Source organism: Pseudomonas sp. Irchel s3h14 (genome assembly GCF_900187425.1).
In the GTDB taxonomy this organism is placed as follows: Bacteria; Pseudomonadota; Gammaproteobacteria; order Pseudomonadales; family Pseudomonadaceae; genus Aquipseudomonas.
The window spans coordinates 22,468-44,624 of the sequence record NZ_FYDJ01000023.1 but is presented as its reverse complement, the minus strand read 5'-3'; the positions used below and the strand labels follow the sequence as shown (position 1 = coordinate 44,624).

The 22,157-nt window shown below is 59.7% G+C and carries 23 protein-coding genes; 8 read left to right on the top strand and 15 right to left on the bottom strand.

Annotated elements, in window-relative coordinates:
- Positions 1 to 144: 144 nt before the first annotated feature.
- From CKW16_RS27515 to ffh, 10 genes are all read right to left on the bottom strand, one after another.
- The gene (locus CKW16_RS27515; RefSeq protein WP_095132325.1) at positions 145 to 1,503 is read right to left on the bottom strand and encodes a transporter substrate-binding domain-containing protein; all 1,359 of its coding nucleotides are present in this window, start codon (positions 1,501 to 1,503) and stop codon (positions 145 to 147) included.
- A 121-nt stretch (positions 1,504 to 1,624) separates the two neighbouring features.
- A complete protein-coding gene (gene thrC / locus CKW16_RS27510) occupies positions 1,625 to 3,034 on the bottom strand; it encodes a threonine synthase (RefSeq protein ID WP_095132323.1) in 1,410 nt (469 codons plus the stop codon).
- A 66-nt stretch (positions 3,035 to 3,100) separates the two neighbouring features.
- Entirely contained in the window at positions 3,101 to 4,405 is a 1,305-nt protein-coding gene (locus CKW16_RS27505; RefSeq protein ID WP_095132383.1) for a homoserine dehydrogenase, read from the bottom strand.
- Positions 4,406 to 4,539: 134 nt separating this feature from the next.
- Positions 4,540 to 5,271: a bifunctional protein-disulfide isomerase/oxidoreductase DsbC gene (gene dsbC, locus CKW16_RS27500; RefSeq protein WP_059406274.1), complete on the bottom strand. Its 732-nt coding sequence runs from the start codon at positions 5,269 to 5,271 to the stop codon at positions 4,540 to 4,542.
- 305 nt (positions 5,272 to 5,576) lie between these two features.
- Positions 5,577 to 6,473, bottom strand: coding sequence for a site-specific tyrosine recombinase XerD (xerD, locus tag CKW16_RS27495; protein ID WP_008151625.1), 897 nt, complete (start codon positions 6,471 to 6,473; stop codon positions 5,577 to 5,579).
- Positions 6,474 to 6,572: 99 nt separating this feature from the next.
- Positions 6,573 to 6,923, bottom strand: a complete 351-nt coding sequence (gene rplS, locus CKW16_RS27490) for a 50S ribosomal protein L19 (RefSeq protein WP_003175895.1) — start codon at positions 6,921 to 6,923, stop codon at positions 6,573 to 6,575.
- A gap of 45 nt (positions 6,924 to 6,968) precedes the next feature.
- Positions 6,969 to 7,742, bottom strand: a complete 774-nt coding sequence (gene trmD / locus CKW16_RS27485; protein WP_154503229.1) for a tRNA (guanosine(37)-N1)-methyltransferase TrmD — start codon at positions 7,740 to 7,742, stop codon at positions 6,969 to 6,971.
- Positions 7,724 to 8,260: a ribosome maturation factor RimM gene (gene rimM, locus CKW16_RS27480; protein WP_010565276.1), complete on the bottom strand. Its 537-nt coding sequence runs from the start codon at positions 8,258 to 8,260 to the stop codon at positions 7,724 to 7,726. Before rimM ends, trmD begins: the two co-directional genes overlap by 19 nt.
- Before the next feature lie 5 nt (positions 8,261 to 8,265).
- Positions 8,266 to 8,517, bottom strand: a complete 252-nt coding sequence (gene rpsP / locus CKW16_RS27475) for a 30S ribosomal protein S16 (protein WP_007944872.1) — start codon at positions 8,515 to 8,517, stop codon at positions 8,266 to 8,268.
- 249 nt (positions 8,518 to 8,766) lie between these two features.
- On the bottom strand, positions 8,767 to 10,143 hold the full coding sequence (gene ffh, locus CKW16_RS27470; RefSeq protein WP_033056394.1) for a signal recognition particle protein: 1,377 nt from the start codon (positions 10,141 to 10,143) through the stop codon (positions 8,767 to 8,769).
- 210 nt (positions 10,144 to 10,353) lie between these two features.
- On the opposite strand from ffh, the gene CKW16_RS27465 reads away from it, so the two are divergent.
- The 3 genes from CKW16_RS27465 to CKW16_RS27455 all read left to right on the top strand — a co-directional run bounded on the left by CKW16_RS27465 (position 10,354) and on the right by CKW16_RS27455 (position 13,983).
- Positions 10,354 to 11,166, top strand: coding sequence for an inner membrane protein YpjD (locus CKW16_RS27465; protein WP_095132321.1), 813 nt, complete (start codon positions 10,354 to 10,356; stop codon positions 11,164 to 11,166).
- Positions 11,167 to 11,178: 12 nt separating this feature from the next.
- A complete protein-coding gene (locus CKW16_RS27460; protein ID WP_095132319.1) occupies positions 11,179 to 12,423 on the top strand; it encodes a transporter associated domain-containing protein in 1,245 nt (414 codons plus the stop codon).
- A 243-nt stretch (positions 12,424 to 12,666) separates the two neighbouring features.
- The gene (locus CKW16_RS27455) at positions 12,667 to 13,983 is read left to right on the top strand and encodes an MFS transporter (RefSeq protein ID WP_095132317.1); all 1,317 of its coding nucleotides are present in this window, start codon (positions 12,667 to 12,669) and stop codon (positions 13,981 to 13,983) included.
- Between the two features lie 112 nt (positions 13,984 to 14,095).
- Here the strand turns inward: CKW16_RS27455 and purT are convergent, their stop codons facing one another.
- From purT to CKW16_RS27430, 5 genes are all read right to left on the bottom strand, one after another.
- A complete protein-coding gene (gene purT, locus CKW16_RS27450) occupies positions 14,096 to 15,277 on the bottom strand; it encodes a formate-dependent phosphoribosylglycinamide formyltransferase (RefSeq protein WP_095132315.1) in 1,182 nt (393 codons plus the stop codon).
- Between the two features lie 99 nt (positions 15,278 to 15,376).
- Positions 15,377 to 15,844: a VUT family protein gene (locus CKW16_RS27445; RefSeq protein WP_095132313.1), complete on the bottom strand. Its 468-nt coding sequence runs from the start codon at positions 15,842 to 15,844 to the stop codon at positions 15,377 to 15,379.
- 215 nt (positions 15,845 to 16,059) lie between these two features.
- Positions 16,060 to 16,275, bottom strand: coding sequence for a DUF1289 domain-containing protein (locus CKW16_RS27440; protein WP_095132311.1), 216 nt, complete (start codon positions 16,273 to 16,275; stop codon positions 16,060 to 16,062).
- Positions 16,272 to 16,796 carry a gamma carbonic anhydrase family protein gene (locus CKW16_RS27435; RefSeq protein WP_095132309.1) on the bottom strand — a complete coding sequence of 175 codons (525 nt, stop codon included), beginning with the start codon at positions 16,794 to 16,796 and terminating at the stop codon, positions 16,272 to 16,274. Before CKW16_RS27435 ends, CKW16_RS27440 begins: the two co-directional genes overlap by 4 nt.
- Before the next feature lie 68 nt (positions 16,797 to 16,864).
- Positions 16,865 to 17,464 carry a CoA pyrophosphatase gene (locus tag CKW16_RS27430; RefSeq protein ID WP_056743377.1) on the bottom strand — a complete coding sequence of 200 codons (600 nt, stop codon included), beginning with the start codon at positions 17,462 to 17,464 and terminating at the stop codon, positions 16,865 to 16,867.
- A gap of 145 nt (positions 17,465 to 17,609) precedes the next feature.
- Between CKW16_RS27430 and CKW16_RS27425 the strand changes: the two genes are divergently transcribed.
- From CKW16_RS27425 to CKW16_RS27405, 5 genes are all read left to right on the top strand, one after another.
- Complete coding sequence (locus tag CKW16_RS27425) at positions 17,610 to 18,161, top strand: NUDIX hydrolase (protein ID WP_095132307.1); 552 nt, start codon at positions 17,610 to 17,612, stop codon at positions 18,159 to 18,161.
- A gap of 125 nt (positions 18,162 to 18,286) precedes the next feature.
- Positions 18,287 to 18,790 carry a murein L,D-transpeptidase family protein gene (locus CKW16_RS27420; RefSeq protein WP_046048201.1) on the top strand — a complete coding sequence of 168 codons (504 nt, stop codon included), beginning with the start codon at positions 18,287 to 18,289 and terminating at the stop codon, positions 18,788 to 18,790.
- A gap of 421 nt (positions 18,791 to 19,211) precedes the next feature.
- On the top strand, positions 19,212 to 19,943 hold the full coding sequence (locus CKW16_RS27415) for a GntR family transcriptional regulator (protein ID WP_046048202.1): 732 nt from the start codon (positions 19,212 to 19,214) through the stop codon (positions 19,941 to 19,943).
- Between the two features lie 21 nt (positions 19,944 to 19,964).
- Positions 19,965 to 21,071, top strand: a complete 1,107-nt coding sequence (nagA, locus tag CKW16_RS27410; protein WP_095132305.1) for an N-acetylglucosamine-6-phosphate deacetylase — start codon at positions 19,965 to 19,967, stop codon at positions 21,069 to 21,071.
- Positions 21,052 to 22,074, top strand: coding sequence for an SIS domain-containing protein (locus CKW16_RS27405; protein ID WP_095132303.1), 1,023 nt, complete (start codon positions 21,052 to 21,054; stop codon positions 22,072 to 22,074). Before nagA ends, CKW16_RS27405 begins: the two co-directional genes overlap by 20 nt.
- Positions 22,075 to 22,157 lie beyond the last annotated feature (83 nt).

Below are 22,157 nucleotides of genomic sequence, written 5' to 3'. Positions count from 1 at the left end.
GTCCGAAAACAAAGTGCCTGGGGCGTACCTACAGTAAATGACCACTGGCTCGAGAAGAAAGTTCTGGATACCGACTGCTGGTGAACCTGCGCCGCGGGTCAATAGAGCATGCACGGCCAAGATGACAGGGAAAAAACAGCCGCCTCACGCCTGCTGCTTACGCTTGCCAATATCGATCCATCCTCCCAGCAGGCCACGCAATTGTCCGTCGGCACTGTAAAAAGGCACCGTCCACTGATAGACATGCCTGATGCCGTTGTTGAACATCAATTGACGCTCACTGAAGCGCGTCTTGCGCGTACCGAGCTGGGCCATGAACTCTGCATGCAGCAGTTCGGCGGTCTCTTTGGGCAAGACGTCCAGTTCAATCAGCTGTCGTCCCTGAACCTGGTCGAAACGGGTCGACAAGCCCTCCTCATAACTTTTGTTGCACATGATCAAGCGCCCTTCCAGATCACGAACAAACATCGGATCGGGCATGGCGTCCATCAACGCATGCTGGAAGGCAAGCTGATCACTCAGACTCTTCTCGGCATCCAGGCGTTGCTGGATCAATACCGTGAGCCGTCGGTTCCAGAGCAGGGACAACAGGCCGAACAGACTGACGATAAACATACCCCAGCAGCCCCACTCGGCGAGTCGTTGCCAGGCGCCGGGCACCTTGACCGGGGCAATCCCATTGAGCCATTTCAGGCGAATGGCGCGCAATTCGGCAGGATCAAGCGCTTCAAGCGCCTTGTTGAGGATGCTCGACAGCTGAGGCTGACCCTTGCGTACGGCCAGGTGGTCCGCCTCCCATTTGCCCTCCACCGTATACCCGACCTTGAGCTGCCTGGACGGATAGAGTTGTGCTCCGGTTTCGTTTTCGATGGTGGCATAGGCCTCACCGCTCTCGACCAGCGCCCGTGCCTCCGCATAGGTTTTAACCGAGCGCAGGTCGATGTCCGGATAGTCGCGGCGAATCGTGGCCTCCAGCGCATGCCGGGTCGGCAACACCAGAACCCTTCCCGACAGCTGCTCCAGGGATTGCACCTCTGGCGCCCCGGCCCGCCCGACAAACACCCAGCCAGCGCCACCGAACGCATGACTGAAATCCAGAAACGTCTTGCGTTCGTCATTCATCGCCAGCGTCGTGCTCAAGTCCGCTGCGCCACTTTCCAGTCGCCCGAGCAACTGATCGGTGGAAAACGATTCTTCGTGAACAAACTGCAATCCCGTCATTGCGCTGATGCGGCTGAGCAGATCATTGTTCAAGCCGCTCCATTGGCCGTGCTCATTCTTGAACAGGTACAGCGGATATTGCACCGATGCGACGATGACTTTTGAATGCTCGGCAATCCATTTCAACTCTTGAGCATCCAGCTCGATCCTTAGGCCAGCAACCGATCCTTTGGAATCGGTCGCCGCCAATTGCGACGCGCTCCCCCATTGAGCAAAGCCCAAGGTACCGACTAAAAAAAACAACCAGCACGCGGCTGGTTTTAACCCTCTGAAAAACAGCATTGCCACTTCCTTCGTGATCAACTCGCCCGTCCTTCATGGGGCGAAAACCCGACAAGTGTGGCACGCAGAAATGAGAAAGCCCGTCAGGAGACGGGCTTCAAAATGTGACAGATTTAATTGGTTACAGAGGCTTGCCGCGGTTGCCATGCTGACTGACAAAGGCCTGCACGGCTTTCAGGTCATTTGGCAGCACGGTGCAGCGCTCATCTCGCTCAAACAAATCAGAAAGATGTGCAGGTAGTTCGAGCGCTTTTCCTACGCCAGCTTTTTCCACTGCGTCCGGGAATTTGACCGGATGCGCCGTACCGAGGATCACCATCGGGATATCCAGGCTGCGACGGCACTCGCGCGCCGCCTTCACGCCGATGGCGGTGTGCGGATCCAGCAGTTCGCCGGTTTGCTCATAAACTTCAGCAATGGTTTCGCAGGTTTGAGCGTCATCCACGGCCAGCGAATCGAACAGCTTGCGGGCTTCGGTCCAACGTTCCTGTTCGACGCTGAAACCGCCACCTTGCTTGAAGGTGTCCATCAGACCGGCGATCGCTGCGCCGTTGCGACCGTGCAGGTCGAACAGCAGGCGTTCGAAGTTCGACGACACCATGATGTCCATCGACGGCGACAGCGTGGCGTGCAGGGTGTCCTTGACGTACTGATTGCCGCTCATGAAGCGGTGCAGGATGTCGTTGCGGTTGGTGGCGACGATCAACTGGTTGATCGGCAGGCCCATGTTGCGCGCCAGGTAACCGGCAAAAATGTCGCCAAAGTTGCCGGTCGGCACCGAGAACGATACCGAACGTGCCGGGCCGCCCAACTGCAGGGCTGCGTGGAAGTAGTAAACGATCTGGGCCATGATCCGCGCCCAGTTGATCGAGTTCACCGCTACCAGGCGCGTGCCCTTGAGGAAGCTCTGGTCAGCGAAGCTGGCCTTGACCATTTCCTGGCAGTCATCGAAGTTGCCTTCGATGGCGATGTTATGGATGTTTTCGCCGAAAATGGTGGTCATCTGGCGACGCTGCACTTCAGACACGCGGTTGTGCGGGTGCAGGATGAAGATGTCGACGTTTTCGCAGTGCTTGCAGCCTTCGATGGCGGCCGAACCGGTGTCGCCGGAGGTGGCGCCGACAATCACTACGCGCTCACCGCGTTTTTCCAACACGTAGTCGAGCAGACGACCCAGCAGCTGCAAAGCGAAGTCTTTGAACGCGAGGGTCGGGCCGTGGAACAGCTCCAGCACCCATTCGTTGCCGTTCAGCTGACGCAATGGCGCCACGGCGTTGTGCGAAAACACGCCGTAAGTCTCTTCCAGAATCTTTTTGAAATCAGCGTCAGGGATGCTGCCGGTCACGAACGGGCGCATCACCCGGAAGGCCAACTCGTGATATGGCAGGCCGGCCCAGGAGGCGATTTCTTCCTGGGTGAAGCGTGGCAGGTTTTCCGGGACGTACAGACCACCGTCCGTGGCCAGACCGGCCAGCAGGACGTCTTCGAAATTCAGGGCCGGTGCCTGGCCGCGGGTACTGATATAACGCATGACTGGCTCCAATAGACAGTGTTCGCAAACCCGGGCCCGCAGGCGGGCCCGGTGAACGATAACGGCTTAGTTCAGGTGCTCGACGCGGATCCGTACGACCGGACCGACCACGCCTTCCAAGGCCTCCAGGGCGGTGATCGCGTCGTTCATGCGCTGTTCCAGCACACGGTGCGTCAGCAGGATCATTGGCACCAGACCGTCGTGTTCTTCGACTTCCTTCTGCATGATCGATTCGATGTTGATGCCGCGCTCCGACAGGATGCTCGCCACCTGCGCCAACACGCCCGGATGGTCCTTGGCCTGGATACGCAGGTAATAGGAGCTTTCGCAGGCCTCGATCGGCAGGATCGGGTGGGCCGACAGCGAATCCGGCTGGAAGGCCAGGTGCGGTACGCGGTTTTCCGGGTCGGAAGTCATGGCGCGAACCACGTCCACCAGGTCGGCGATCACCGACGAAGCGGTCGGCTCCATGCCAGCGCCAGCGCCGTAGAACAGGGTCGAACCGGCGGCATCACCGTTGACCATCACCGCGTTCATCACGCCGTTGACGTTGGCGATCAGGCGATCGGCCGGAATCAGCGTCGGGTGTACGCGCAGTTCGATGCCGGCCGCGGTGCTGCGCGCCACGCCCAGGTGCTTGATGCGATAGCCCAGCGCTTCGGCGTAGTTCACGTCAGCGGTGGTCAGCTTGGTGATGCCTTCGGTGTAGGCCTTGTCGAACTGCAGCGGAATACCGAACGCAATCGACGCCAGGATCGTCAGCTTGTGGGCCGCGTCGATGCCTTCAACGTCGAAGGTCGGATCGGCTTCGGCGTAACCCAGGGCTTGCGCCTCGGCGAGTACGTCTTCGAAGGTGCGACCCTTCTCACGCATTTCGGTGAGGATGAAGTTACCGGTGCCGTTGATGATGCCGGCGACCCAGTTGATGCGGTTGGCCGACAGGCCTTCACGGATCGCCTTGATCACCGGAATGCCACCGGCCACGGCGGCTTCGAACGCCACAATCACGCCCTTCTCCCGGGCCTTGGCGAAAATTTCATTACCGTGAACAGCGATCAACGCCTTGTTCGCGGTCACAACATGTTTTCCGTTCTCGATCGCTTTGAGTACCAGCTCGCGGGCAACGGTGTAGCCGCCCATCAGCTCTATGACGATGTCGATCTCAGGGTTCGTGGCCACTTCGAAGACATCGTTGGTAATCGCAATACCGGTCGTCTGGAACTGAGGCTTTGGCGTGCGCATGGCAATTTGTGCCACTTCGATTCCACGCCCGGCACGACGAGCAATTTCCTCGGCGTTACGCTGAAGTACGTTGAAGGTACCGCCACCGACGGTCCCTAACCCACAGATGCCTACTTTGACCGGTTTCACTGTGAACTCCCCATAAAACGGCCGACTCAAGGCCGGCCGTGAAAACAACCGCATACTCGCGGTTCTCTATTAATGGCCCGGCGAATGCTGCCGCCGAACCATGATCGTCAATGGCTGACCGTGACGATGCGAATTTACTTCGCGCCCAGTGCCAGTTTGGCGACTTGTGGCGCAGGCTGGTAGCCCGGAATCACTTGGCCGTCGGCCAAAACGATGGCCGGTGTACCGTTCACACCGATCGACTGACCAAGGGCGAACTGCTTGGAAACCGGGTTATCGCACTTGGCGGCCTTGATTTCCTTGCCGTCGACCATCTTGTCCATGGCGGCTTTCTTGTCTTTCGAGCACCAGACCGCTTGCAGCTGTTCGTCACCCGGCGAGCCAAGGCCCTGGCGCGGGAATGCGACATAACGCACTTCGATGCCGCGCTTGTTCAGCTCAGGCACTTCGGCGTGCAGCTTGTGGCAGTACGGGCAGGTGGTGTCGGTAAACACGGTGATGTGCGATTTGGTTTCGCCGATCGCCGGGTATACCACGGTTTCAGCCACCGGAATTTCGTTGACCAGTTTGGAAATACCCAGGCGTTCGGTCTTCTCGGTCAGGTTGACCGGCTTGCCGTCCTTGAGCTGGAACATGTAGCCCTGAACGACGTACTGGCCGTCGGCACTGGCGTAGAGCACGCGACTGCCCTTGAGTTTGACTTCGTACAGACCTGGCAGCGGGCTGGCGGTGATGGTTTCTACCGGCACGTCGAGCTGGAGGTTTTCCAGGCTTTTACGAATGGCTTTGTCGGCCGCGTCATCGGCGACGGCAAAGGTGCTGACCAACGCAATGGCTGCGGCGGCGAAAATCTGGGTCAGACGCATGAGAACTCCTGAAGGCGGACAAATGGGACGATCAGAACGCCCGTGCCGAAACACCGGGTCATAAACGCCCATCGTGCAAACCGACAAAGCCTACCACATAAGGCCCGTGTGGCCGAATGCGGGTGATGTTGGACATCTCGCTCACGGTGCACGACGCTTTTATGTAGCAGCTGGCGAAGCCTGCGTTCGGCTGCGCAGCAGTCGTGAAATCAGACACTGCAGTGTTTCAGTTAAACCGCGAGCTCAGGATTTACGACTGCTACGCAGCCGAACGCAGGCTTCGCCAGCTGCTACAGGGGCTGTGTTCAGCCGCGCGGGTGATGCTTGGCGTGCAGGTCCTGCAAGCGGGCGCGGGCGACGTGGGTGTAGATCTGCGTGGTCGACAGATCACTGTGGCCGAGCAGCATTTGCACCACCCGCAAGTCCGCGCCATGGTTGAGCAAGTGCGTGGCGAAGGCATGGCGCAAGGTGTGCGGCGACAGCGACTTGCCGATCCCGGCAACCTTGGCCTGGTGCTTGATGCGATGCCAGAAGGTCTGCCGAGTCATCTGCTCGCCGCGCTGGCTGGGGAACATGACATCGCTGGGACGCCCGCCAAGCAGCTCCTGGCGGCCATCGCGCAGGTAACGCTCGACCCAGACAATCGCCTCCTCGCCCATCGGCACCAGCCGCTCCTTGCTGCCCTTGCCCATCACTCGCAGCACGCCTTGGCGCAGATTGACCTGCTCCAGTGTCAGACTGATCAGCTCCGTCACACGCAAGCCGCAGGCATAAAGCACTTCGAGCATGGCGCGGTCACGCTGGCCGATGGCTTCGCTCAGGTCAGGTGCTTTTAACAAGGCCTCCACATCCGCTTCCGACAAGGACTTAGGCAATGGCCTACCCAGCTGCGGCATGTCGACACGCAAGGTCGGATCGACGGCAATCAGCTTTTCCCGCAGCAAATAGCGATAAAAGCCACGCACGCCGGAGAGAAATCGCGCCGTCGAGCGGGGTTTGTAGTTTTGCTCCAGACGCCAGGCCAAGTGATCGAGGATCAATTCGCGGCCGGCATTGATCAACTCCAGCCCTTTTTCCTGCAGCCAGCCGTTGAACAGGGCCAGGTCGCTGCGATAGGCATCGCGGGTATTATCGGAAAGACCTTTCTCCAGCCACAGAGCGTCGAGAAACTGGTCTATCAAAGGATGATCGATGGCAGGCATAAAGGCTCAGGCAAGACCGACAGTACGGTCAGGGAAGATAAATCGCAGGCAACAAAAAAGCAGCCCGTAGGCTGCTTTTTTCTGCATCGGAAGCTGGACTTAAGCCAGTTTTTCCTTGATGCGAGCTGCTTTACCGGACAGGTCACGCAGGTAGTACAGCTTGGCTTTACGTACGTCACCGCGACGTTTAACGGCCATGCTGTCGATTTGCGGGCTGTAGGTCTGGAAAGTACGCTCTACGCCAACACCGTTGGAGATTTTACGAACGGTGAAAGCACTGTTTACGCCGCGGTTACGCTTGGCGATAACAACACCTTCGAACGCTTGCAGACGCGAACGGTCGCCTTCCTTCACTTTCACCTGAACGACAATAGTGTCGCCCGGGGCAAAGGTAGGGATCTCTTTGGTCATCTGCTCTGCTTCGAGTGCAAGGATGATTTTGTTAGTCATGCTGTGCTCCTAAGGTAAATCGTCGGATCTACCATCGATACGTTGTTAACTATCGTCCCGCTCGCGGATGTATTCCTCGAGCAGCTTCTTCTCTTCTCCAGAAAGCGAGCGGCTTTCCAGAAGATCGGCGCGTCGTTCAAAGGTCCTACCAAGGGACTGCTGTAAACGCCAACGCCGGATATGCGCGTGATTGCCACTTAGCAACACGTCGGGAACACGCTGATCCGCATACACCTCCGGTCGGGTGTAATGCGGGCAATCCAGCAAACCATCCGTAAAGGAATCTTCCTCGGCGGAGTCCGCATGCCCTAAAGCTCCAGGCAGCAGTCGTGTAACCGCATCGATCAGGACCATCGCCGGCAGCTCGCCGCCAGACAGTACATAGTCGCCAATCGACCACTCTTCATCGACATGAGCCTCTATAAAACGCTCGTCAATGCCTTCATAGCGGCCGGCAATCAGGATCAATGCATCCAGATTCGCCAACTCGCGTACCGCCGACTGAGTCAGTTGACGGCCTTGGGGGGACAGGTAAATTACCTTCGCCGCCTCCCCGGCTGCTGCCTTGGCCTGAACCAACGCATCTTCCAGGGGCTTGATCTTCATCACCATGCCCGGACCACCGCCAAATGGGCGATCGTCCACAGTGTGATGTCGATCCGTCGTGTAGTCTCGCGGATTCCAACAGGTGAGCTGCAAGAGCCCCTGTTTCACCGCACGACTGGTGATGCCGTACTCGCTGATGGCGGAGAACATCTCGGGAAACAAACTGATCACTTCTACGCGCAAGTTAGCCACGCTTAGAAGTCCGCATCCCATTCCACCTTCATCTCGCCTGCGGCAAGGTCGACGGCCAACACGCATTGCTCCGTATAGGGCAACAGGCGTTCGCGATCATCCAGGCTGCCAGCGCAAGGCTTGACCACCATTACATCATTAGCGCCGGTTTCCAGAAGATGATCGATTTTCCCGAGCAATTGCCCGAGTTGATCAATGACCTTCAGACCTTCCAGCTGGTACCAGTAGTACTCGCCGTCGGTCAATTCAGGGAACAGGTTGCGCGGCACGCAGATCTCATAACCGGCCAGAAGACGCGCTTCTTCACGATCATCAAGACCCTTGAGCTTTGCGACCAGGAACTTGTCGTTCCCACGTCCGCTGACCAGCTCAACCTGTTTCACACTACCTTCGCGCTTGAGCGTCCAGGTTTTGTACTGCAACAGGTTTTCAGTCGGATCAGTAAAGGAATACACCTTCACTTCGCCGCGAACGCCATGAACCGAATAAATTTTGCCGATAACGATCAAATCATCAGCAACAGCTGGCGTCGCGTTCATATTGCTCAGGCCGCAGCCTTAGCCGCGTCCTTCAACAACTGAGCAACACGCTCAGAAGGTTGTGCACCAACGCTCAGCCAGTAGGCTACGCGCTCTTGGTTCACGGACAGACGGACTTCTTGACCACGAGCAACAGGGTTGAAGAAACCAACCTGTTCCTTGTGCGAACCGTCGCGCGGGTTGCGGCTGTCGGTTACGGTCAAGTGGTAAAACGGGCGCTTTTTGGAGCCGCCAAGGGCAAGACGGATTGTTAGCATGTGAACATCGTTCCTGTAGTCGGTGCTGCAAATCTAAAGGCACAGCGGGCATAGGTGCCCGAAAGGCCGCATATTCTAAGGAATATCCGGACTTTTGCAAATGACTTTTTCCGGCGGCCTTTCAGTCGCCATCAAGATTTGCTATAGAGCCGTCGTTGAAAACGGCCAGTCAGCTCCCGCCAAGCGCGGGTTTGCTGGAGATCCCACTTCCATGTGGGAGGTGCAAGGGCAAGCCCTTGCGTGAATTCTTTACATTCTCGGCATGCCGCCGCCGGGCAACATACCGCCCATGCCGCGCATCATTTTGGCCATTCCGCCTTTCGCGGAGAACTTCTTCATCATCTTCTGCATCTGCTTGTGCTGCTTGATCAAGCGACCGATGTCCTGCACCTGAGTGCCGGAACCCATGGCGATCCGGCGTTTGCGCGAACCGCTGATCATCTCAGGGTCGCGGCGCTCGGCCGGGGTCATGGAATTGATGATGGCTTCCATCTGCTTGAATTGTTTCTCTGCCGCGCCCTGGGCGTTGCCCATCTGCGCCAGGTTCATACCGGGCATGTTTGGCAGTTTGTCCATGAGGCCGCCGAGGCCGCCCATGTTTTTCATCTGTTGCAGCTGATCGCGGAAGTCTTCGAGGTCGAAGCCCTTGCCCTTCTTCAGCTTCTTGGCCAGTTTGTCGGCCTTGTCCTTGTCGAGGGTCTGTTCGGCCTGCTCGATCAAACTGAGTACGTCGCCCATACCAAGGATGCGCGAAGCAATACGCTCCGGGTGGAACGGTTCGAGCGCGTCGCTCTTCTCGCCCATACCGATGAACTTGATCGGCTTGCCGGTGATGGCACGAACCGATAGCGCGGCACCGCCACGGGCATCGCCGTCGACCTTGGTCAGGATCACACCGGTCAGCGGCAGCGCGTCGCCAAAGGCCTTGGCCGTGTTGGCGGCGTCCTGACCGGTCATGGCGTCGACCACGAACAGGGTTTCGACCGGGTTGATCGCGGCATGCAACGCCTTGATCTCGCCCATCATCTCTTCATCGATGTGCAGGCGACCGGCGGTATCGACGATGACCACGTCGATGAATTTCAGTTTTGCTTCTTTAATAGCCGCTTGCGCGATGTCGACCGGCTTCTGGCTCAGGTCGGACGGGAAGAAGGTAACGCCGACTTCACCCGCGAGCATTTCCAGCTGCTTGATCGCTGCCGGACGGTAAACGTCCGCAGATACGACCATGACCGACTTCTTCTTGCGCTCTTTAAGGAAGCGCGCGAGTTTGCCGGCGGTGGTGGTTTTACCCGCGCCCTGCAAACCGGCCATCAGCACGACGGCAGGAGGAACGGCGCTCAGGTTCAAGTCTTCGTTGGCTGCGCCCATCAGGCTTTCGAGTTCGGCCTGGACGATCTTCACGAAGGCCTGGCCCGGCGTCAGGCTGCGCGACACCTCGGTGCCGACGGCGCGTTCCTTGACCGAATTGACGAAGTCCTTGACGACCGGCAAGGCGACGTCAGCTTCGAGCAACGCCATGCGCACTTCGCGCAGGGTGTCTTTGATGTTGTCTTCGGTCAGCTTGGCCTTGCCGGTGACATGGCGCAGCGTCTGCGAGAGACGGTCGGTTAAGTTTTCAAACATTGCGCGATCCTTTCAGGCCCTGTGTAGACCGGGATAATGGCGGCCCAGACCGGAATAAACATGTGCTCGGCGAGCCTGCGGCGTGGGCAGGTCGCGGATTATAGCGAAGACTGCGTCTGGCGGACACCTCGTCGTCAGCTTGCATGGTCTTTCGTGCTGCGGGGGTTCTATGCCAAACTCAGCGCCTTTCGGGCTTGCCTAACAGGATTTATGCTCCCCTTGTCACCCAGTTTGCTAGCTACCCTCGCCGCCGCCTGCTTATATGCCGCTGCGACCCTCTATCAGGGCACTCGTCTGGCCACCGGTGCCAAGGCGAACAAACGCCTGCTGGTCACGCTCGGCGTGTTCGCCGTGCTGGCTCATAGCGCCAGTCTGTTCACCCACCTGCTGACACCGATTGGCCTGGGCCTGGATTTTTTCAGCGCCGCCAGCCTGATTGCCGCGGCGGTGATTGCCCTGACCCTGCTGGCCTGCTCGCGGATCCCGGTGGAAAACCTGCTTGTATTGCTGTTCCCGCTCGGCGCCGCCACCGTGCTGCTCGCACAGTTCGCCCCCGCCGGCACCGTGCAGATCATCGACGAAGAACCGGGCATCCTCGCCCACATCCTGCTGTCGATCCTCGCCTACGGCATGTTCACCATCGCGGTATTCCAGGCGTTGCTGCTGCTGGTTCAAGACCATCAGCTCAAGCACAAGCACCCGTCGGGCCTGATCAAGAACTTCCCACCGCTGCAAACCATGGAAAGCCTGCTGTTCGGTTTCCTCTGGGCCGGCTGGACCCTGCTGTCGCTGTCGCTGATCTCCGGCTGGCTGTTCGTCGACAACCTGTTCGCCCAGCACCTGGTGCACAAAACCTTGCTGGCCTGCATCGCCTGGATCGTCTTCAGCGTGCTGCTCTGGGGCCGTAACCGCCTCGGCTGGCGCGGACACAAGGCCATTCGCTGGACCCTCGCCGGTTTCTGCCTGCTGATGCTGGCCTATTTCGGCAGTAAGCTGGTTCGTGAATACATCCTGCATATCTGACGGGCGGCATTAATGGACGACTTGCCCATAGGGCCGATGCTCGCGGTAGTGGCCCTGCTGATTTTATGGTCGGGGCTGTTTACCGCCATCGAAGCTGCGCAACAGCACTTGCTCGCCCAGCGGACCGCTTCGCGCTCGAGCGACAAGCCGGTGGCAAAACTGAGCTTTTCGCTCAATAGCCTGATCCTCTGCAACACCCTGTGCCGCGCACTGGTCGTGGTCATCAGCACCTTGCTGGCGGTTTTCACCTGGGCGGAAAACGGTCCATGGGTGGCCTGCCTGGGGGCTGGCGCCGTGCTTCTGGTGTTCGCCGACTACCTGCCGCGCACCCTCGCCGTCCGTTATCCGGACGCCGTCCTGGCCCTGGGCAACACCTTGCTTGGCGCGCCGCTGAAAATCATCTATCCCGCCGCCTGGTTGCTCAATGGCATAAGCCAGCTGCTGATGCGACCGTTCGCCCGCAAAGTCAACGTGGTGCAGCAGAGCGAAGACGAGGCCCCGAACGATCGGCACGACGATCACGAACACGCCGTCTGCCGCCCACACCCGCTGTCAGGCATCCATGCGCTGGACAACATCACGGTCAACGACATTCTGGTGCCACGCAGTGACGTCGACGGGGTCAATCTGGACGACTCCCTCGAGGAAATCATCGAGCAACTTCGCACCAATAAACGCACGCGCTTGCCGGTTTTCCACAGTGACATCAATCAGGTCGAAGCAGTGCTCAATACCCGGCAGATCCGCCATCTGCTGTCCGACGCCAGCCTGACCCGAGAGGCACTGCTGGCAGCCTGTCACGACCCCTACTTCGTGCCGGAAAGCACCCCGCTGCAACTGCAGCTGTTGAATTTCCATAAACAACAGCGACGCCTGGGCATGGTGGTCGACGAGTACGGCGAAGTACTCGGTATCGTGACCCTGGAAGACATTCTCGAAGAAATCGTCGGCGAGTTCGAAAGCCAGCACAGCCTGGATAACCCGCACATCCACCCACAGGCCGATGGCCGCCTGGTGATCGAAGGGGCGGCGTCGATTCGCGAATTGAACAAGAGCCTGGGCTGGCACTTGCCAAGCGACGGTCCGAAAACCCTCAATGGGTTGGTGACCGAGGCGCTGGAAACGATTCCGGACAGTGCGGTATGCCTGAAGATCGGGCGTTATCGGCTGGAGATTCTGGAGACCGAGGAGAATCGCGTTACCCGGGTGTTGATCTGGCATACCAGTTCGACGCCGGCAGTCTTACCCGTCCGCTAGATCCTTTTTTCCCCCTTGTTCGATCGATAGCTGCCTTCCTATAATCAAGCCGCTTACCCAAGCCCCGCCGGACCAAGTGTTTACCCCGCACGCAGCAGGTTCCGGCCAGATCATCGACAATATCCGCACCACACCGACGACTGTTCCTACCTTGAACATCGGCCGCGCCTCACTCCCACATCCCTGGGTGTTCGACCATAATAATTCGCTCCACTGGGCCACATGACTGTCAGGGATAACCGCATGACGACCAGCACGACTTATAACGACACCGCGCCTGCGCAACCGACGAACTCCGCCACCCGCGTGGCGACCGCGAGTTTCATCGGCACCGCCATCGAGTTCTACGACTTCTACGTCTATGCCACTGCCGCTGCACTGGTGATCGGTCCGGTGTTCTTTCCGCAAACCTCCGGCACGGCCCAAATGCTATCGGCGTTCCTCACTTTCGGCATCGCCTTCCTGGCTCGACCGTTGGGCTCGGCGCTTTTCGGTCACTTCGGAGACCGCGTCGGGCGAAAATCGACGCTGGTTGCCTCGCTGCTGCTAATGGGCGTGTGCACCACGCTAATCGGCGTGCTCCCGGGATACGACAGCATCGGGGCCTGGGCGCCGATCCTGCTCTGCGTGCTGCGCTTCGGCCAAGGCCTGGGACTCGGCGGCGAATGGGGCGGCGCGGCGTTGCTGGCGACGGAGAATGCGCCGAAGGGCAAACGCGCCTGGTTCGGCATGTTCCCGCAGCTCGGCCCGTCGATCGGTTTCCTCGCGGCCAACGGCCTGTTTCTGACGCTGGCAATGACCCTGAACGACGAACAGTTCCGCTCATGGGGCTGGCGGATTCCGTTCCTGCTCAGTGCTGCGCTGGTGATGGTCGGTCTGTATGTTCGCCTCAAGCTTCACGAAACCCCGGTGTTTGCCAACGCAATGGCTCGCCAGGAGCGGGTAAAGATCCCGCTGGTCGAGCTGTTCAGCCAATACTGGGCGCCGATGTTGCTGGGTGCCGGGGCGATGGTGGTGTGCTACGCGCTGTTCTATATCTCGACGGTGTTTTCGCTGAGTTATGGCGTGTCGACGCTCGGCTACACCCGCGAGACTTTCCTCGCGTTGCTGTGCTTTGCCGTGCTGTTCATGGCCGCCGCTACGCCGCTGTCGGCCTGGGCCAGTGATCGTTACGGGCGTAAACCGGTGCTGATCATCGGCGGTGTGCTGGCGATTCTGTCCGGCTTCCTGATGGAGCCACTGCTGACCCAAGGTTCGACCTGGGGCGTGGCGCTGTTCTTGTGCATCGAGCTGTTTCTGATGGGCGTGACGTTTGCGCCGATGGGCGCGCTGCTGCCGGAGCTGTTTCCGACTCACGTGCGTTATACCGGTGCGTCGGCGGCCTACAACCTGGGCGGCATTGTCGGAGCCTCGGCGGCGCCGTTCTTCGCACAGAAGCTGGTGGCGATGGGCGGTTTGAGTTATGTCGGCGGGTATGTGTCGGGGGCGGCGGTGCTGAGTTTGATTGCGGTGCTGTGCCTGAAGGAAACGCGCGATAACGATCTGAATCGGGTGGTCTGATAGACCGCAATCGCGAGCAAGCTTTGCTCCTACAGGTTTGCGTCGATTCACGATGGTGTGAACGACGCGAAACCTGTAGGAGCAAGGCTTGCCCGCGAATGCAGCGACGCGGTTACAGCTCTATAACAACGGCCTGGGACGCGCGGGTCGCCTTGGCACGAGCGGCTTCGATGGATTCATCACGCGCCAACGCCACACCCATCCGACGCTGACCATTCACCTCAGGCTTGCCGAACAGACGCAGCGCCGTATCCGGCTCGCTCAACGCAGCACCGAGATTGGCGAAAGCTGTTTGAGTCGACTGCCCTTCCACCAGAATCACCGCCGAAGCCGATGGGCCGAACTGACGGATCAACGGAATCGGCAGGCCCAGAATGGCCCGTGCGTGCAGCGCGAACTGCGACAGGTCCTGGGAAATCAACGTCACCAGACCGGTGTCATGTGGACGCGGCGAGACTTCGCTGAACCAGACTTGATCGCCTTTGATGAACAGCTCAACACCAAACAGACCACGGCCACCCAAGGCTTCAGTGACGGCTTTGGCAACGCGCTCGGATTCGGCCAGGGCAATCGGGCTCATGGCTTGTGGCTGCCAGGATTCCTGATAGTCGCCCTTCTCCTGACGGTGACCGACTGGCGCGCAGAACGTAGTGCCGCCGACGTGACGCACGGTCAACAGGGTGATTTCGTAGTCGAAGTCGATAAAGCCTTCGATGATCACGCGGCCTTTACCGGCACGGCCGCCCTCTTGAGCGTAATCCCAGGCTTTCTGCACGTCATCGACGCTACGCAGCAGGCTCTGGCCTTTACCCGACGAGCTCATCACCGGTTTAACCACACATGGGAAGCCGAGGTCTTCGACAGCCTTGCTGTAATCCTCGAAGGTGTCGGCGAAGTGGTACGGCGAGGTCGGCAGGTCCAGCTCTTCAGCGGCCAGGCGACGGATGCCTTCGCGGTTCATGGTTAACTGCGCGGCGCGAGCGGTCGGGATCACGGTGAAGCCTTCGGCTTCCAGTTCCACGAGGGTCGCGGTGGCAATGGCTTCGATTTCCGGCACGATGAAATGCGGCTTTTCGACTTCGATCACCGCACGCAGGGCGGCGCCATCGAGCATGTTGATCACATGGCTGCGATGGGCAACCTGCATGGCCGGGGCATTGGCGTAGCGATCCACGGCAATCACTTCAACGCCCAGGCGTTGCAGCTCGATCACCACTTCCTTGCCCAACTCGCCACAGCCACACAGCAATACGCGGGTCGCGGTTGGCGACAATGGAGTTCCGATACGGGTCATCTCAGGTCCTCAAGAAGCGGATCATCGAGGGTCGCAGCGCCTGGCGCGCTTCCCATGGGGAGAAAGCGCGGCATTTTACATGAACCTGCGGGTTTGGCTTCAGCTGACAACGGCCTGCTTACGCAAGCGCCAGGCCATGATCAGCCACACGGCGGTCACGCCCGCGAACTTCGAGCCCATGGCGGTGAGAATCACGCCCGGGGTGAACGCATCGATCATGCCGAAGAAAATGAAGGTATCGAGAGGAATGCTCAGGGCCGAACTTATCCACAGGCGGTCGTGCAAGGGACGCTTGGTGATGCTGAACACCAGCCAATCGATGCATTCGGACACCGCGAACGCCGTGGCGCTGGCCAGCGCGATGGACGGATCGGACGTCACGTAGGACAACACCAGCGCTGCCAGCATCGCCGCGATCGCGCCATGGCCGAAACGGGTTTGCACCATGTCGCGCAAAACGAACACCAAACCACCCCAGGCTGACCAGAGGATGTCCAGGTGCGGAGCGGTGGAAAAGGCGAAGTTGATCAGCACGACGCTGCTGATGTAAGCGATCAGGAAGAACATGGGGCGGCGGGATACCTGTCAATTTGGCGCACAGGGTACTTCAGCCATACACAAGCACCAAACCCAAACGCGAATCCTGTAGCAGCTGCCGAAGGCTGCGTTCGGCTGCGAAGCAGTCGCAAAATCAGGCAATGCAATTATTCAGGCACACCGCGGACTCAGGATTTACGACTGCTACGCAGCCGAACGCAGCCGAACGCAGGCTCCGCCAGCTGCTACAGATTGGGAGTTTTGCCGATCATCCAGAGTATCCCGCTGGACTTGGCCCGCTCATGACACAACCCCAACACCTTGCGGCGCTCCTCGTTGTCCATTCGGCTCCAGCGCGTGATCTCTTCCACCGTGCGCTGACACCCGGTGCAAATGTCATCGTCGTCCAACGCACAAATGTTCACGCAGGGCGATAGCACCGGCCGTTCAGTGGCGCTCATTCTTCCTGCTCAACCAGATCGCGGGCATAACGTTGCGAGTTATGCACATAGTGACGGGCGCTGGCCTCCAGCATTTTTTTCTGCGGTTCGGTCAGCTCGCGCACCACTTTGCCGGGGGAGCCCATGACCAGCGAACCGTCTGGAATCTCCTTGCCTTCACCGATCAGCGAATTGGCGCCGATGATGCAGTTCTTTCCGATTTTCGCGCCGTTGAGGATCACCGCATTAATCCCGATCAAGCTGTAATCGCCCACCGTGCAGCCATGAAGCATGGCGTTATGGCCGATGGTCACGCCGGTGCCGATCGTCAGCGGATAACCCATGTCGGTGTGCATCACCGTGCCGTCCTGGACGTTGCTGTTCTTGCCGATCAGGATCAGTTCGTTGTCGCCACGCAGCACGGCGTTGAACCAGACGTTGGCGCCCTCTTCCAGTTTGACCTTACCCACCAGCACGGCATTGGGTGCGACCCAGCTCTGCGGATGGGTTTCGACGCGGGCGTCGCCCAGGCGATATTTCATCTTATTGTCCTCAAGGCCAGGCTGGCTCACTTGCAAAAAGCGGGGTTCACGCCATACGGGCGATGGCTTCAGGTGTTGATAAACGTCTTGGGTGGCTGATGCAGGCTGATTTTGGCGTCATAGAGCAGGTTGATCAACTCGACGATCATAATCGCCGTCAGGCCCCAGATTTTGTACTCGCCATAACGATAGCTCGGCACGTACCAACTTCGACCCTGGTAATCGATGCGATGGGTGTGTTCGCGCGGATCCTTGCGGAAGAACTCCAGCGGTACGCTGAAGACTGCGGCGATCTCGGCATCGTTGGCCCGGTACTCGACAAAGTCCGGAATCACACCGACATAGGGTGTGACCTTGATGCCGTGCAGGGAGATCAACGGGCTCAGCGGGCCGATCACTTCGACCAGCCCGGGCGGCAGGCCGATTTCTTCTTCGGCTTCGCGCAGGGCGGTGAAAATCAGGTCAGGGTCTTCGGGGTCGCGCCGCCCGCCGGGGAAGGCGACTTCGCCGCCATGGGTCGAGAGCCCGCTGGCGCGCAGGGTCAGAACCAGTTCCGGTTCGTCACTGCGAGTGATGGGCACCAGTACCGCGGCTTCAGGGAAACGTTTGTCGGTTTCCAGTGTGCGAGGGGTGTGGTTGCTTACTCGATGCAGTAGCTCGTCCAGCATGAGACTTCTCGATTTGTTCGCTACTCGCATCATGCACCAATCGAACCGACCGCCCAAGCCCATAACCACTGCATGTCGCTAAACGACAACTTGCCGACAGACACCGTCGCACGCCAAGATAGGCGCAGCATTCAGGAACCCAAGCATGAAATTTTGCAGTCAGTGCGGCAACCCGGTGACCCAGCGCATTCCAGAGGGCGATTCGCGCTTGCGTTTTGTCTGTGACAGCTGTCAGGCGATTCACTACCAGAACCCCAATATCGTCGCCGGTTGCGTCGCGACCTGGGGCTCCAGGGTTTTGCTGTGCCGACGCGCCATCGAGCCTCGGCTCGGTTATTGGACCCTGCCCGCCGGTTTCATGGAAAACGGTGAAACCATCGAGCAGGCGGCCATTCGCGAGACGGCCGAAGAAGCCTGCGCGCGGGTGCGCAACCTGAGCATCTATACGTTGATCGACGTGCCGCACATCAGCCAGGTGCATGTATTCTTCCGCGCCGAGCTGGTGGACCTGGACTTTTGCGCCGGTCCCGAGAGCCTTGAAGTGGCGCTTTTCGAAGAAGCCGACATCCCTTGGTCCGAGCTGGCTTTCCGCACGGTGGGCCGTACCTTAGAATGCTTCTTCGCTGACCGGCGGACCGAGGTCTACCCCGTGCGGTCCGAGTCGATCCCGCCGCTTGCTCAGCCTGCCAATACTTGATTTGATTTCGGAACCTCTGCAGGCCGCTAAAAGATCGTCCGAACGCGGCCCGAACCTGCGGCAGCTCCTGCAAAAACACCTATAACTATTAAATAGTCGCGACACCTCTTAGGGATATCGTTTCAATGCGCTGGTTGCTTGCCCTGTTTTGCTTGTCGTTCGTCGCTGTCTCCCAGGCTTCCGTTGCGGAAACACTGGACGGCAAAGTCATCGAAAAAGTTCTGGTGCTCAAGTCCGCCCACCAATTGCAATTGATCAATGACGGCAAGCCGTTCAAGACCTATCGCATTTCCTTGGGCAAACGCCCCAAAGGGCCGAAGCTGATGGAAGGCGACAAGCGCACGCCTGAAGGTTTCTATTGGCTGGATTGGCGCAAGGTCAGCGATAAATTCAATCTGGCGATGCACATCTCCTACCCGAACATCAGTGACTCTGCGCGCTCCCGGCGTGAAGGCGTCGAACCCGGCAGCATGATCATGATCCACGGCACCCCGGACACTGAAGAAAACCCCGAAGACCTGTTCCACACGCTGGACTGGACCGACGGCTGCATTGCCATGCGCAACATGGACATGCGCGAGGTTTGGGGTTTGGTGCCGGACGGCACGATGATCGAAATCCGTCCGTAATCCCCCTCCTATGATCGTTCCCACGCGCAGCAAAGGAATGCCTCAACGGACGCTCTGCGTTCGGCTCCTGATGGGACGCGGAGCGTCCCGGGCTGCATTCCCACGCAGAGCGTGGGAACGATCAAATTGGCTACCGTTGGTCACTCCTCGAAAAATAAATTCAAAAGATCGCAGCCTGCGGCAGCGCCTACCGGGTAGATACCACTCCCATCGGTAGGCGCTGCCGCAGGCTGCGATCTTTGCTTTCAAAACCCCCACCTCTAATACCACTTCAAACCAGCAACCCTCTTGCCCATCAATCAGGGCAGGCTTTCCCGCGCCAACAGCAAAGTGGTCTCATTGACATGGTATTTAAGTGGTATTAGGTTTCACCCCACCACCGGGCGACAACAATCCTATATCCGCATCGGACCAAACCTACATGAATGACCTCCAGGCCCTACGCCCTGACGACACCCAGCCCACGCCGTTGTACCTGCAACTGGCGCGCAATCTGGAAGCGGCGATCCATGCCGGCCAGTGGAAAGCCGAACAGGCCATGCCATCGGAGCGCAACCTCAGCGAAATGCTGGGCATCTCCCGGGTCACTGCACGCAAAGCGCTGGAAGTTCTGTTCGAGCAAGGCCTGATCCGCCGCAACCAGGGTTCCGGCACCTTCATCACCCCACGCCTGGAACAACCGCTGTCGCGCCTCTCGGGTTTCAGCGAAATGCTGCGCCTGAAAGGCTTCGTCCCCGGCTCGCAATGGCTGGAGCGTGAAATCACTCCGCCGACCCACGAAGAACTGATCCGCCTGGGCCTCTCGCCGAACGACAAGGTCGCGCGGCTCAAACGCCTGCGTAAAGCCGACGACACGGTGATGGCGATCGAGATGAGCACCCTGCCCGCCTCGATCATTCCCAAGCCGCTAGCCGTAGGCGACTCCCTCTACGAATACCTCGACGGCATCGGCAAGCCAATCGTCCGCGCCCTGCAGCACATTCAGGCGATCAACGCCTCGGACGAATTCGCCGCCCTGGTAGGAATCGCCCCCGGCACCGCCATGCTGCTGATGACCCGGGTCGGTTACCTGGAAGACAACACGCCAATCGAAGTCACCGACACCTATTGCCGCAACGACTACTACGACTTTGTCGCAGAGCTTCGTCGCTAGACAAGCAACCGAGAACTGATCATGTCCGAAGACAACATCCTCACCGCCCGCGGCTGGGTTCGCGGCCGGCTGATTCACGAACACGGCAAGGTCGTGTCGATCGAAGGCCAACCGTGCGATCCGGCCGACAACGACCTGCCTTACCTGCTGCCGGGTTTCATCGACCTGCACGTTCATGGCGGCGGCGGCAAAGACATCATGGAAGGCGCGCCAGCCTTCGAGACCATCACCAAAACCCACGTGCGTTTCGGCACCACGTCGCTGCTGGCGACCACCATGACCGCGCCGAACGAAGAGATTTCGCGAGTACTCAAGGACGTCGGCGAGTTCTGCGAACAGCGCCCGAAAGGCAGCGCCCGAGTCCTCGGCGTGCACCTCGAAGGCCCGTACATCAACCCCGGAAAACTCGGTGCCCAACCGAATTTCGCCCACACCGCGTTGATGGCCGAAGTCGAAGAATACCTGGCACTGGCGCCGATCCGGGTGATCACCATCGCCCCGGAAATCGCCGGCCACGACGCCTTGATCCGCGCCCTCAGCGCCCGTGGCGTGCGCATGCAAATCGGCCACACCCTCGGCAGTTACGAGGAAGGCGTTGCCGCGCTGAACGCCGGCGCCAGCAGTTTTACCCACCTCTACAACGCCATGAGCCCGCTGCATCACCGCGAGCCGGGCATCGTCGGCGCGGCGCTCGCTCACGCCAAATACGCCGAACTGATTCCGGATTTGCTGCACGTGCACCCCGGCGCCATCCGTGTGGCCCTGCGTTCGATCCCATGCCTGTATTGCGTCACCGATTCCACCGCCGCCGCCGGCATGCCCGACGGTGAGTACAAGCTCGGCAGCCACACGGTGACCAAATGCCTGGGCGGTGTGCGCTTGCCCGACGGCACGCTGGCCGGCAGCACGCTGACCATGGATCAAGCCCTGCGCAATCTGGTGAAGATCGGTTTGCCAATCGCCGAGGCCTCGCAACGTCTTTCGCAATTCCCCGCCGACTACCTCGGCCTCAACGAACGCGGGCGCCTGCAACCCGGCAGCTGGGCCGACTGCGTGCGGCTCGATCGCTCACTCACACTGACCGCCGTCATGGTCGAAGGAGAAGACATTGACTTCAAAAATGCTTGAAGAGGCGCTGTCCTCGTTCGAGGCCGTGCAAGCCCAATTGCAGCACCTCGACCCGCAGATGATCGAGATCGCCGGGCGCCTGCGCCGTCAGCCGCCGCAAGTGGTAATGACCGTCGCTCGCGGCAGCTCCGATCATGCCGCCAGTTATTTTGCCTACCTGACCATGCAGCAGCTGGGCTTCCCGGTGGCGTCGTTGCCGATGTCGGTGGTGACCATGCTGCAAGCGCCGTTGAAGGTCAGCGGCCAAGTGGCGTTCGCCTTCTCGCAGTCCGGTCAAAGTCCCGACCTGGTGAATAGCATGCGTCTGCTGCGCAAGCGCGGCGCCCTGAGCATCTCGATGGTCAACGCCGAGAGTTCGCCGCTGGAGGCCGCGTGTGAGTTCAGCCTGCCGCTGTGTGCAGGCACCGAAAGCAGCGTCGCGGCGACCAAGAGTTTTATCGCCACCCTCAGCGCCAGCGCCCGTCTGATCGCCCATTGGAAAGAGGACGTGGAATTGCTGGAGGCCGGCCTCGCACTGCCGGAAGGTTTGCGCGAGGCGGCGAAACAGGATTGGAGCCTGGCCATCGATGCCCTGCGCGATTGCCAGCGCCTGATGGTGATTGGCCGTGGCGCGGGTTTCGCCATCGCCCAGGAAGCTGCGTTGAAATTCAAGGAAACCTCGGCGATTCAGGCGGAAGCCTTCAGCAGCGCCGAGGTCCGTCACGGCCCGATGGCGTTGATCGACGAAAATTATCCACTGCTGATCTTCGCCCCGCGCGGTGCCGAGCAGGCCGGCTTGCTGAGCCTCGCCGCCGACATGCGCCAGCGCGGTGCCCGCGTATTGCTGGCCGCACCGGATGACATTGCCGAACGCGACCTCACCCTGACCCGCGCCGAGCACCCGGCCCTCGACCCGATTCTGGCGATCCAGAGTTTCTACGTCATGGCCGCCGGTTTGGCTGTCGCCCGTGGCATGGACCCGGACCAGCCGCGGCACTTGAGCAAAGTGACCCGCACCCTGTAGGAGCCGAGCTTGCTCGCGATGACGTCGGTACATCCAATGCATCATCTGCGACCGAAACACCGTCATCGCGAGCAAGCTCGGCT